9 protein-coding genes are annotated in these 12,292 nt (G+C 70.0%); 2 read left to right on the forward strand and 7 right to left on the reverse strand.

Features of this window, described 5'->3' with window-relative positions:
• Positions 1-245: 245 nt before the first annotated feature.
• On the forward strand, positions 246-1,538 hold the full coding sequence (locus tag L3Q67_RS42320) for an IS256 family transposase (RefSeq protein ID WP_499184943.1): 1,293 nt from the start codon (positions 246-248) through the stop codon (positions 1,536-1,538).
• Positions 1,539-1,846: 308 nt separating this feature from the next.
• Here L3Q67_RS42320 and L3Q67_RS42325 read toward each other — a convergent pair whose 3' ends face one another.
• From L3Q67_RS42325 to L3Q67_RS42340, 4 genes are all read right to left on the reverse strand, one after another.
• Positions 1,847-2,974 (reverse strand): glycosyltransferase family protein, encoded by a 1,128-nt coding sequence (locus tag L3Q67_RS42325; protein ID WP_499187013.1) that lies wholly within the window; start codon positions 2,972-2,974, stop codon positions 1,847-1,849.
• Between the two features lie 86 nt (positions 2,975-3,060).
• A complete protein-coding gene (locus tag L3Q67_RS42330; RefSeq protein WP_499187014.1) occupies positions 3,061-3,339 on the reverse strand; it encodes a hypothetical protein in 279 nt (92 codons plus the stop codon).
• Between the two features lie 143 nt (positions 3,340-3,482).
• Positions 3,483-4,571, reverse strand: coding sequence for a S1 family peptidase (locus L3Q67_RS42335; RefSeq protein WP_499187015.1), 1,089 nt, complete (start codon positions 4,569-4,571; stop codon positions 3,483-3,485).
• A gap of 269 nt (positions 4,572-4,840) precedes the next feature.
• Positions 4,841-5,398 (reverse strand): TetR/AcrR family transcriptional regulator, encoded by a 558-nt coding sequence (locus L3Q67_RS42340; protein ID WP_499187016.1) that lies wholly within the window; start codon positions 5,396-5,398, stop codon positions 4,841-4,843.
• An 82-nt stretch (positions 5,399-5,480) separates the two neighbouring features.
• On the opposite strand from L3Q67_RS42340, the gene L3Q67_RS42345 reads away from it, so the two are divergent.
• Complete coding sequence (locus L3Q67_RS42345; protein WP_499187017.1) at positions 5,481-6,629, forward strand: cytochrome P450 family protein; 1,149 nt, start codon at positions 5,481-5,483, stop codon at positions 6,627-6,629.
• On the opposite strand, the gene L3Q67_RS42350 is transcribed toward L3Q67_RS42345, so the two are convergent.
• The 3 genes from L3Q67_RS42350 to L3Q67_RS42360 form a co-directional block, all read right to left on the reverse strand.
• On the reverse strand, positions 6,619-9,759 hold the full coding sequence (locus L3Q67_RS42350) for a substrate-binding domain-containing protein (protein ID WP_499187018.1): 3,141 nt from the start codon (positions 9,757-9,759) through the stop codon (positions 6,619-6,621). The genes L3Q67_RS42345 and L3Q67_RS42350 overlap by 11 nt on opposite strands.
• A 166-nt stretch (positions 9,760-9,925) precedes the next feature.
• Positions 9,926-10,870 carry a pectate lyase family protein gene (locus L3Q67_RS42355; protein WP_499187019.1) on the reverse strand — a complete coding sequence of 315 codons (945 nt, stop codon included), beginning with the start codon at positions 10,868-10,870 and terminating at the stop codon, positions 9,926-9,928.
• Between the two features lie 104 nt (positions 10,871-10,974).
• Positions 10,975-12,288, reverse strand: coding sequence for an ABC transporter substrate-binding protein (locus L3Q67_RS42360; protein ID WP_499187020.1), 1,314 nt, complete (start codon positions 12,286-12,288; stop codon positions 10,975-10,977).
• Between the last annotated feature and the right edge of the window lie 4 nt (positions 12,289-12,292).

The raw sequence follows: 12,292 nt of genomic DNA on the forward strand, positions 1-12,292 counted from the left end.
TCAGACACCCGAGCCCCACACTCAGGCAACCGAGTTCCACGTTCAGACAGCTGAGTTCCACACTCAGGCAGCCGAGTCCTGCGGTCGGGCAGCTGAGTTCTGCGTTCGGGCAGTCGAGTGGGGACTGTTCCAAAATCGGTGTTTCCGGCCCGACACGCCGGGCTGAGGTCCGGGGACTGTTCCAAAATCGGTGTTTCCGGCCCGACACGCCGGGCTGAGGTCCGGCGAGATGGGCACTGAGAGTGATGACATCGGACCTTGTGAGTCCACGCAAGAGTGAGAAGCCGGCGCGGGAGCTGTCGCCGGAGCAGGCTGCCGCGGCGGCGATGGTGGCTGAGGCCAAGGCCAGGGGGCTGGCGTTGACCGGCCCGGATGGTCTGCTGAAGTTGTTCACGAAGAACGTGCTGGAGACCGCGCTCAACGAGGAGATGACCGAGCACCTCGGCCACGAGAAGAATCGGGTCGAGCCGGAGCGCGGATCGACGAATGTGCGGAATGGAACTAGGTCGAAGACGGTCATCTCCGATGCCGCGGGCGAGGTGGAGATCAGCGTGCCGCGGGATCGGGAGAGCACGTTCGAACCGCAGATCGTGAAGAAGCGGCAACGGCGGCTCACGGATGTGGATGAGATCGTCCTGTCGTTATATGCGAAGGGGATGACCACCGGCGATATTTCCGCGCATTTCGCCGAGATTTACGGGGCGTCGGTCAGCAAGGAGACGATCTCGCGGATCACCGACAAGGTCGTTGCCGACATGAACGACTGGATCAACCGGCCGCTCGATGCCGTGTACGCGGCGGTGTTCATCGACGCGATCCACGTCAAGGTCCGCGACGGTCAGGTCGCCAACCGGCCCGTCTACGCCGCCATCGGGGTCACCGTGGACGGTCATAAGGACGTGCTGGGCCTGTGGATGGGCACCGGCGGGGAGGGTGCGAAGTTCTGGATGAGTGTGCTGGTCGACCTGAAGAACCGCGGTGTCGTCGACGTGTTCTTCCTCGTCTGCGACGGCCTGAAGGGCCTGCCCGAGGTCGTGGTGAACGTGTGGCCGCAGGCCATTGTTCAGACCTGCGTTGTTCATCTGATTCGGAACACGTTCCGGTTGGTCGCGCGCCAGGATTGGGACGGGGTGAAACGGGACATCAAACCCATCTACACCGCACCTAGTCCCGATGCCGCTCTCATTGCACTGGACGAACTCGACGAGAAATGGAGGAAGAAGTACGGGGCGATGATCAGGCTCTGGCGCAACGCCTGGGAAGAGTTCATCCCCTTCCTCGACTACGACATCGAGATCCGCCGGATGATCTGCTCGACAAACGCGATCGAATCCCTGAACGCACGTTACCGGCGGGCGATCCGCGCACGTGGTCACTTCCCGACCGAGCAAGCCGCGATGAAGTGCCTGTACCTTGTGACACGCAGCCTGGACCCCACCGGCACCGGCCGCACCCGATGGACGATGCGCTGGAAACCAGTACTCAACGCGTTCGCCATCACATTCGGTGACCGCTGGCCGGGAGCCGAGACCTACTGATCAACAACGCCAGAAACACCGATCATGAGATAGACCCGTCGAGTGCGACATTCGCGGGAGCGAGCCCGGGTCAGTACTGGTTGTGCTCGGCCTCGGCGCGTAGGGCGGTGTCGATCAGGCGAGCCGGGACGCGGGTGCCGGTTGGCTGCGCGCGAGCTTCCTGAATGTGGAACTCGGGTGCGTGAGTGTGGAACTCGGCTGCACGAACGTGGAACTCGGCTGCCTGAACGTAGGACTCGCCGCCTGAACGTGGAGGTCGGCTGCACGAACGTGGGACTCGGGTGTCCGAACGTGGGACTCGGGTGGGGTTAGGCGACGCGGCGTAGGGGTGGGAGGTGGAGAGTGGTGACCACGTCGAGGGGGGTGGGCTGGGCGGCTATTTCGCGGGCGATCAGGTCGGCGGCGGGGCGGAAGCCGGGAGTGGCCAGGATTTCGGCGCAGTGGCGGGCGACGGCGGCCGGTTCGACCGCGTGGGGTGGCAGGCTCACGCCCGCGCCGGCGCGCACCACGGCATCGGCGTTTTCGAACTGGTCGTCGAACACCGGGAGCACCAGTTGCGGCAGGCCGGTTTCCAAGGCGGTCAGCGAGGTGCCCTGCCCACCGTGGTGGATGACGACGTCGCACGCCGGGAGCACGTGGGACAGAGGGAGGCGACCCACGTGCCGGACAGCGGCAGGCAGTGGCGGCCAGGTAGCGGCGATCCGGTCGTCGATGGCGACCACGACCTCCGCGCCCAGGCCGCACAGGGCCCGCACGATGTCGACCGCGCCGTCCGCGACCTGGCTGCTGCCCGTCCTGGGCACCACGGTTCCCAGGGTGAGGCAGATGCGCGGCCGCCGGCGTGGGTGCAGCACCCAGTCCGGGACCCGCGCCTCGCCGTTGTACGAGAGCGTCCGGATACCGCTGTGGCTTGCCGCGTAGGGGCGGCGCAGCGACGGCGGCCACGGGTTGAGCCACTGCCCGGGTGGGGGTGGGGCGGGCAGGTCGCGCTTGGCCAGTTCGGTCGCCGCGCCCGCCCGGTATTCCGGTAGTTCGGCCACGCCCCAATGGAGTTCGATCTGCGGCAAGCCGGACCGCGCCGCCAGCAACGGTCCGGCGAACTCCGCCCGCTCGCTCAGCACCAGGTCCGGTTCCCACACCTTCGCGATCTCCGTCAACCCCGGCAGGTTCCGCGCCGCCATCCGCCCGAACACCCGGCCGTGCTCGGTTCGCTGCTCGATGAGCCCGGCCGCCGGGCGGTCGTCGGCGCTCACCTCGTCGAAGCGCTCTCCCGGCCCGGTCGCGACCGCGGGCAATCCCGATCCCAGCACCGTCGGGACGAACTCCGCCGCGCAGGCGACGAGCACCTCGTGCCCGGCCACGCGGGCCGCCCAGGCGAGCGGGACGAGCGGGAAGAAGTGCCCCGACAACGGCACCGTCGTGACCAGGATGCGCACCGAACCGTCTCCTTCCGCCGGGGCAGGCTGCCGCTCACCACGGTGTCAGGCGGGCCCGGCGGGGTCGTCTCCCGGCGTGCGCGTCCTCAGTCGTGGTAGTCGACGCTCCAGGCAGTGGCGACCCGGTAGGGGCAGAAGGCGGTGTTCTGGTACCCGGCTTGGGTCCACGGTCCGAAGAAGGCGAGGCCGTCGCAGATCACCACCGGGCGGAACGCGCGCTCACCGCAGAACACCCAGGCGGTGTCCCCGGCGTACCAGCCGCTGCAGTCCGGCGGGATGCCGATCGGCGGATCCGCGATGGCCGCAGGAGAACCGGCCAGCAGCAGGGCCGCGGCCGCCAGCGCGGACAGGACGAAACGCTTCATCGAAGCCTCCCCAGGGGCGTGAACACGGTGCGGCAGCAGGATTCCAGTGCGGCGGCCGCGGCGGCAACGGATTCACCCGTCCCTGAAACAGCACGTGCCCCCGGGATGGGAGTCCCGGGGGCACGTCGTCAGGTGAGAGGTGATCAGGTCAGCGAGGCACCGTAGGCGTTGAGCGCCTCGACGACCGGCTGGAAGTAGGAGTTCCCACCGCCCATGCCGGAGGTGATGCCGAGGCCGACGCTGCCGCCGAACAGGCAGCCGCCCGAGTCACCGGGGTTGACCGTGGCGCTGGTCTGCACGGTCTGGTAGACGGGGCCCTCCTGGTAGTTCACCGTCACGTTGGTGGCCTCGACCACGCCGCACGTCAGGCGGGTGGTGCTGCCGCTCTTGCAGATCTGCTGGCCGACGCGGGCGTTCGCGGCGGAGCTGATCCGCTGGGTGGAGCCGTTCCACAGGGTCACCGCGCCCGGGCCGCTGCCGGTGGTGTTGCGGATCAGGCCGTAGTCGTTGGTCGGGAAGCTGGCGCCCACCGACGGGCCGACGTTCCACTGCGACACCGCGCGGGTGCAGTGGCCGGCGTCGAGGATGTGCAGCTGGCCGCCGCGGTTGACGTTGAAGCCCGCCGAGCAGCGGGTGCCGCCGCCGGTGATGGCCTCACCGTTGTAGATGGCCTTGCTCATCACGCCGGTGGTCCGCTCCACGCGCACCGCGTCACCGAGCGTGGCCGCCTTGGCGACCAGCGCGTCGGCGCCGACAGCCGCGTCGGACACGGTCAGCACGACCTGGTTGCCCTTCTCGTCGGTGCCGATGGTGGTGTGCGGGACCGCGGGCAGGGCTTCGAGCGCGGCACGCGCGGAGTCCAGCTGGGACAGGGAGAACTTGACCACGTTGGGGGTGGCACCGGCGCGCTGCGCTTCGGCGGCACCGGCCGCGTCGAGCACGTTCACCACGGGCAGGCCCGCGGCGTCGAGGAAGCCGCCCGCGTGCCGGCCGGCCAGTGCCGACTCGGCGCGGTCGAGGGTCCGGGCGCTGGCGTCCTGAACGCGCAGCACCTGCCGGGCCGCGGCGTCGCTGACGCCCAAGCTCGAGGTGATCGAGGCGACCGCGGCGTCCTGCACCTCGGCCGAATAGCCTTCGACGGCAGCCGAGGCGGGGGCACCGCTGAACAGGGCGGTGGCACCCGCCAGCACGGCGATGGCGGCGGGAACGCGCCTGGTGTTCTTCTGGGACATGACCGGCAACTCACTTTCGGCAGGGAAGTGGGTTCGGGGAGACGCCGGTGACAACCGGCCTACGAAGAGTGACCCAGGACACCCCGCAGCGGCACCTACTTTCGTTTGTTCAGCGCAAAATTAGGTACTGGTTGGACAATCACTGAGTAATGCGCGCTGGTAAGGACGGACCAACGGTCCCGGCTGACGGCGGCCCCGATGACACGAATGTGGCTTTCGGAGCCGATGACGCCCCCAAGCCACATTGGTGTCCTGGCCGGGCGGACAGGTCAGCCGGTCACCAGCTTCAGGTGGGCTTCAAGCACGGAGAGTGCTTCCTCCGGCGGGTAGTTGCCGGTGACGGCCTGTATGCCGAGACCTTCGACGAGGGCGAGCAGCGCGGTCGCGGTCTGGTGGGGGTCCGCCCTGGTCACCTCGCGCAGAAGACCGGCGAGGTGGTCCCGCAGGCCCTCGCTCGCCTCACGCAGTTTCGCCGCGATGGCCTCACTGTGCGTGGCAGCCGCCAGGAACGCGAGCGCGATCCGGCCCTCGGCCCGGCGCGTCTCGTCCAGGGGCAGTTGCTCGACCAGCAGCGCACGCACCAGCTCCAGCGCTCCCGGCGGGTGGGCCGCGATACGGGCTTCGACCCGCTCGGACACCGCCTCCAGTGCGAACAGCAGCATCTCCTCCTTCGTCCGGAAGTAGTGCTGCACCATCCCGGTGGTCACCCCGGCCGCCGCCGCGACGTGCCGCAGGCTCACCGCTTCCACCCCGTCGTCGGCGGCCACGCGCAGCAGCGCGTCGGCGATCCGGACGCGGCGCTCGTGGTGGTCCACCCGCTTCGGCATACCCCCATCCTTTCACATTGCGTCCGTAATGCATCCTCGTTTACATTACGACTGCAATGCAAAAATCCCGAGAGGTGCTCCCATGACCACGCTGCCGTTCGACCGGCCCCATCCCCTGCGCCCGCCACCGGCCTACGCCGAGCTGCGCGCCACCGAGCCGGTGGCCGCGGTGACCACTTCGGACGGCCGCCCGGCCTGGCTGGTGACCTCCTACGACGCGGTCACCGTCGTGCTCGGCGATCCCCGCTTCGGCGTGGTGCCACCGGGTTCCCCACCCGGCCAAGGCGCGACCCTGTTGCAGGACGGCGAACCACACCGCCGGTTGCGCCGTCTCGTCGGCGGCGCCTTCACCCCGGCGCGGATCGAAGCACTGCGGCCGCGCATCACGCGGCTGGCCGAGGCGCAGGCGGACGCCCTGCTGGCCGGCGGCTCCCCCGGCGACCTGGTGTCCGGCTTCGCCGCGCCGCTGTCGATCGCGGTCATCGCCGAACTGCTGGGCGTCGCGCTCGACGACCGCGACCGCTTCCGGCAGCTGGCCGACGCCGCCGGCGCGGCCGACTTCACCACGATGGACCCCGCCGCCGAGCGGGCCTGGCGTGCCTTCGCCGAGTTCGTCGGCGGCCTGATCGCCGCCAAACGCGCGGACCTCGGCGAAGACCTGCTCAGCGCGCTGATCGAGGAGACCGGCCTCAGCGACTACGAACGCACCACGCTCGTCCTGACCATCCTCGCGTCCGGGTACCTGACCGCCACCAACGCGATCTCCGTCGGCGCGACCCTGCTGCTCACCGAGGGCAGGCTGGCCGCGCTCGCCGACTGCACCGAGGAAGCACTGGGCGCCACGGTCGAGGAGGTCGTCCGGCTCCAGATCGGCCTCATCGGCGAGGTCTTCCCGCGCTGGGCGCTGGCCGACCTCGACCTCGAAGGCGTGCGCCTGCGCGCCGGTGACCTGGTGCTGGCCCGCCTCGGCGCGGCGAACCGCGACCCGGCGCACTTCGCCGAGCCCGACGAGTTCCGCCCGCGACCGTCCACAGAGGAACGACACGTGGCGTTCGGGCGCGGGCCGCACCACTGCCTCGGCGCCGCGCTGGCCCGGCTGGAACTCGGCATCGCGCTGCGGGCGCTGGCCAGGAAGCTGCCCACTCTGCGGTTGTCCGGCTCGGTGCACGACATCGACTGGGTCACCGCGCACGCCGACACCGGACCGGTCGCCGTCGGGGTCAGCTGGTGAGCCGCAGGCAGCGGTAGTTCTGCGGCGGCACCCCGGTGTGCTTGCGGAAGATCCGGCTGAAGTAGGCCCGGTCGTGGAAGCCGACCTGCCGGGCGATGGCCTGGATGCTGTCGTCGGTCTCCTGCAGCCGCTCCTTCGCCCGCGCGATCCGCAGCCGGGTCAGGTACTCCCACGGCGAGACGCACAGTTCGCGGTGGAACCGGCGGCTGAGGTAGTCCTCGCTCATCTCGGCTGCCTTGGCGACCTGCCGCCGGGTGATCTGGTGCTGGTAGTTCTGGTGCAGGTAGACCACCGCGCGCTGGACCTCCTGGCGGTTCGGCGCGCGCCGGCCGGTGCCGGGGTCGAGCAACCGGCGCAGCAGCTTGATCGTCTCGGCGTCGGAAAGGATTCCCTTGCCCAGCAACACCGTCCGCGCGTGCGGGGCGGCACGCCGGATGTCGTCGTAGGTCAGCTCGTCGCCGCTGAGCACGAGCGCGGGCACGTCGCTGAGCCGGGTGTCGCCGTGCAGCCGCTCCAGCACGTCGAACGCGTCCATGTCCCGCAGCTGCCGGGACAGGATGAGCAGGTTCGGCACGTCGTGCCCGATCAGCGACAGCGCGGTGGCGCCGTCCGGCGCGGTCAGCGCCAGGTGCCCTGGCCGGAGCTGGGCGATCAGCTGCTGGGTGCCCGCCTGCACCCGCGGATCCGGATCGGCGATCACCGCCAGCCCGCCCAGTTCCACCGGGCGCACCGCGGTGATCACCTCGTGCAGGTCACGGCCGTGCCCGGCGGCGTAGGCGAGGAACGGCGTGCGCCGCAGCTTCGGGTGGTCGTGCAGTTGCCGCAGCACCGCCCAGTGCTCCGGCCGCAACGCGGCGGTGTCCCAGGCGACCGCGGCGGGCCGGTTCTCGTCGAGCACCGCGGCCACGTCGTCGCCGGTACCGAGCTTCAGCACGGACAGGCCCGCGAGCCCGGCCGCCGCGACGGCCTCCTCGGCGGCGGGACCGTCCGACACGCAGAGCAGCGAATCGGCCGACTCGTCCGCCACGGCCTGCCCCTGGGGACCGGGCAGCGGCAGGAAGAGGTGGAAGGTGCCGCCCGCCGAACCGGTCTCGAACCGCAGGGATCCGTTGTGCAGGGCGATGAGCCGCCGCGCGATCGACAGCCCGAGCCCACCCCGCGGCGTGCCCGTGCCCTCGTAGCTGATCCGGATGCGCAGGTGCGGCGGCAGCACGTCGGCCTCGACGGTGCGCCTGGCCCGGCGGCCGACGCTGCGGCTGAGCGTGAGCAGCGCCTGCCGCAACCGCTGCCCGTCCGCCTCGATCAACGGCAACCGGCCCAGACCCACCGCCCCGAACACCTCGGCGAGCAGCGCGCGAGGATCGATCAGGCCGGCGCAGAGCTTGAGCGAGTCGAGTTCGGCGTCGGCCAGTTCGAGCAGGTCGCCGAGCACCCCGAGCTGGTATTCGGCACCGGCCGCGATCCGGCTCAGTGCGTCGCGGAGTTCGGGTGGTGGCCCGGCCGCCAGCGCACCCGCCGACTCCTTGAGGATCGCTTCGACCGGGGCACGCAGTTCCTCGGTCATCTTGCCCAGCAGGCTGGTCTTCACGCTGTCCGCCTCTTCGGCGGCCTCGACCTCGCGGAACAGCCGGATGTCCTGCACCGCCGAGCTGATCTGCTCGCCGAGCGCGCGGTAGAAACCGCCGTCGGGCGGGCCCGCCTCGAACAGGCCGATGCCGAGCGGTTCGTCGCGCACCTGCAACGGCACGGCGATCCAGGTGCTGCGGCGGTCGCGGTGCAGCACGTCGGTCCGGGTGAGCGCGGTGGCCGGGCCGATCGAGAGCTTCCAGTCGCCGACGCCGAGCAACGGCAACTGGCGGGCGAGCACGCTGGTCAGGTCGCGTTCGTCCCCCACGGAGGACAACGCCACGCCGGTTTCGCGCAACCGCTGGGCCACCTGCTCGGTTTGCCAGCGCTCGTATTCGAGCATTCGCCGCGCATTCCCGGCCACGGCGATCCGCGCGCGGGAAATCAACTCCGCTGCTTCCGGGCCCGCCCCGGTGTGCTGGTGCAGTGCGAGAATGGTTTCGTCCCACGCGTCGGCGTCCCCGCCATCGGCCATTCTCACCGCCAAACCGGGAAAATCGGCCGACGAATCGTCCGCCAGTGCCGCGCGGAACTCCGAAAGCAGCAGGCGCCCGGTTTCCTGGGAGATCCCGTGCTTGCGCAGGGTCGCCGGAAACCCGGCGAATTCCCGGGAAGCGACCGGCGATTCCCCGGCGCACCCGCACGAGCGCCGGACCACCAATTCGGCCACCGGCGCCGACCGCCCCCTGGCCGGGTCACCGCCGAGCCGGGACAGCAGCGTCTCCACCGCCTGCCTGCCCAGTTCGGCGAACGGCATCGACACCGAGGTCAGCGGCGGTGAGCAGAACCGGGCTTCCGGCGAGTCGTTGAAACCGATCACCGCCACGTCCTCGGGCACCCGCACACCGCGTTCGGTCAGCACCGCGATCGCCTCGGCGGCGAGGAAGTCGCTGCACGCCACCAGCGCGGTGAAGTCGCGGCCGGGCACCAGCCCCCGCGCGTCCAGCAGCACCCGCATCGCCGCGGCGCCGGCGTCCCGCCGGAAGTCCACCGGGGGCGAGACCAGCGCGCGGTCGGGCCGGATCTTGTAGCGGTCGAGCGTGTCGTGGTAGGCGCGCAGCCGATCCGCGGTCACCGGGTTGCGCACCGGTCCCTGGAGGAAGGCCAGGTCACGGCGGCCGTGCTCGTCGATCAGGTGGTCGATCGCCCGGCACATGCCCTGGTAGCTGTCCAGGGTGAGCGGCTGCTGCGCGCCGATCGCGCCGTTGAGGCAGACCATCGGCACGCGGCCGAAGCGGCGGCCGAACTTCTCCGCGCGCGGGTGGCGTTCCGGCAGGCCGAGCGCGGAGGCCCAGCAGATCAGCCCGTCCACCAGCCCCGGCGTGACCAGGTGGTAGACGGCGTTGGCCGGTCGTTCGGCGGCGCCGATCTCACCGCCGGGGAAGCAGATCAGGTCCACGTCGTGGTGGCGGGCCGCGGCCAGCACCCCCGACCACACCGCGGGCGCCACCCCCAGGTCGATGTTGGCCGTGACCAGGCCGATGGCCCGGCGATATGCGGTCATGGTCGCCTCGCTCGTCTACGCTGACAAAGCTGTGGTCGCGGCGGAACTGCCTGCAACCTACTGGCGGCGGACCGTGAGGGTATAGGGCAAAACGGGTGTTACCGGTAACACCGGACATGCGGCGGAAAGGGACCCCGGGGTCGCCGGGGTCCTCCGCTGAACCGGTTCAGCCCACCTTTCCGGTACCGGCCCCGCCCTGCACGGTGGATTTCACCGACGAGGCCTGGTCCAGGCTGTACGAGTACGGGATGGCGTTCACGGAACCACCCTGGTCACCGGAACCGGAATTGACGAAGTGGTTGTTCTTCGCGACCAGTGAGCCACCGGCCGAACTGCCCTCGCCGCGGTGGAACGGGTCCTCGGTGTTCTCGAAGTAGTTGCCCTCGACGAGGACCCCGGCTTCGACGGTGGAGGCGACGCCGTAGTCGGTCACGCCGCCGTAGTAGTTGTTGTACACGTGCACCGGGTTGCCGAAGCGCACCCGCGGGTGGCGCTGGCCGGTGCCGTCGAACCAGTTGTGGTGGTAGCTGACCCGCAGGTGCCCGCGGTCCTGGCTGCCGTTGCCGTCGCTGTGCCCGAGCAGCATGGTCTTGTCGTGGGAGGTGAACTTGTTCCACGACACGGTCACGAAGTCCGAGGCGCGCTTGATGTCGACCGCGCCGTCGTAGCCGTCGGAGAAGGTGTTGTGGTCGATCCAGATCTTGGTCGAGGCGTCGGTGACGTTGATCGCGTCGTCGGCCCAGCCCCGGAAGTTCAGGTTCTGGATGATCACGTTGGTGGCGCTGTCCACGTCGAGCCCGCCGCCGGTGATGGTCGCGCCGGAGCCGACGCCGATCAGCGTCTTGTTCGACTTGACGTCCTGCATCCCGCTGATCGAGAGGGTGCCGCTGACCCGGATCACCGCCGGGCTGTCCGACTGCATCGCGCTGATCAGCGCCGAGCCGCTGGTCACGGTGACCGGGGAGGCGTTGCCGCCGCCGGTGGTGCCCGCGGCGAACCCGGTCGGCGTACCCGCGGCCGCGGCGGGACCGGCGGAGGCCACCGTGAGCGCCGCGGCGGCGGCCACGGTGAGCAGGCCGGGCAGGCTGCGCCTGGCGAACGATCTGCGCATGTCTTGACTCCCATTCGGATTGTTCGTGCCTTTTCTCGCTGTTTCCCCACGGTAGGCAGCCGCATGTGGAGAATCACGAACAACGGGTGGAACATGCGGGGTGTTCAGCCGGTGCGCTGCTGGTACTCCGCCTGCGCCTTGCCCAGCTTCCCGGCCAGCTCGTCCAGGAAGTCCTTTGCGGACAGTTCGCCGAGCAGCACCTTCTGGAACGCCGGCTCGGATTCGGTTTTGGTGATGGAGTTGAACTCCGGCAGGTGGTAGGGCATCTGCACCATGGTGGTGGACGGTTCGGCGAGCACCTTCGCCAGCGTCACCCCCGGCTGCGGGTTCGCCGGATCGCTGGGCGTGACCTCGCTGTTCACCGGCAGCACCCCGGTCTTCTCGGCCCAGTAGGTGTTCATCGGCGGACTGGCGGCGAATTCGGCGAACTTGAACGCCGCGTCGGCGTGCTCCCCCTGGGCGAACACCCCCAGCCCGGTGGTCGGGTGGGACAGCACCGCCCTGGTCCCGTCCGCCGCCTTCGGCACCGGCAGCGCGACCACCTTCTCCGCGCCCAGCGCCTTCACCTGGTCCTGATAGGACCCGACGTTGTGCTGCATCACGCCGATGTTGCCGCCGCCGAACTGGGCGACCATCTTCGCGTAGTCGTTGGTCAGATCGGCTTCGGGGGTGAACTTCTTGTACAGCCCGGCCAGCCGTTCCAGCGCGACCACGTTGCGCGGGTCGTTGACCGTGGACCGGCCGTCGGCCTCGAACATCTTCGTGATGCCCGACTGCCCGTAGACGACTTCGAGCATTTGCGCGATCGAACCCGCGCCGCCGCGCAGGGTGAAGCCGTACCGGTTCTCCCCCGGTGCGGTGAAGCGTTCGATGGCGGTGAACAACTGGTCCCAGGTCTCGGGGGTGGGCAGGCCGGCTTCGGCGAGCCAGTCCTTGCGCGCCCAGAACACCCCGGTGTTGGTGGAGATCGGCACCAGGTACAGCTTGCCGTCCGGCACGGTCTGGCGGACCGAAGCGACGATGCGCTCGTTCAGCTGCCCGGCGATCGGACTCGCGGCGAACCTGTCGTCCACCGGCTCCAAAGCCCGCTGGGGCACCAGGTTCGCCAGCATCGCGGTGCTCACCCCGCCCACGTCGGGCAGGCCGCCACCGGCGACCGCGGTGTCGTACTTCTGCTGCGCCTGGGCGATCGGGATGCCCACGTACTCGACCTTGACGGTGGGGTTGACCTTCTCGAACTCGGCGATGATGTGCTGCCAGACCGGGGTCCTGGCCGGCCCGCCGTTGTCGTCCCAGAAGGTGATCGTGGTGACCCCGCCCGCCGCGTCGGAACCGCACGCGGCGAGCGCGGAGACCGCGGTGGACAGGGCCAGCAGCAGTGCCGCTGCCGAGCGCAACGGGCGTCGGGGCTTGCCCATCTCG

It is taken from the genome of Saccharothrix sp. AJ9571 (assembly GCF_021725495.1).
In the GTDB taxonomy this organism is placed as follows: Bacteria; Actinomycetota; Actinomycetes; order Mycobacteriales; family Pseudonocardiaceae; genus Amycolatopsis; species Amycolatopsis magusensis.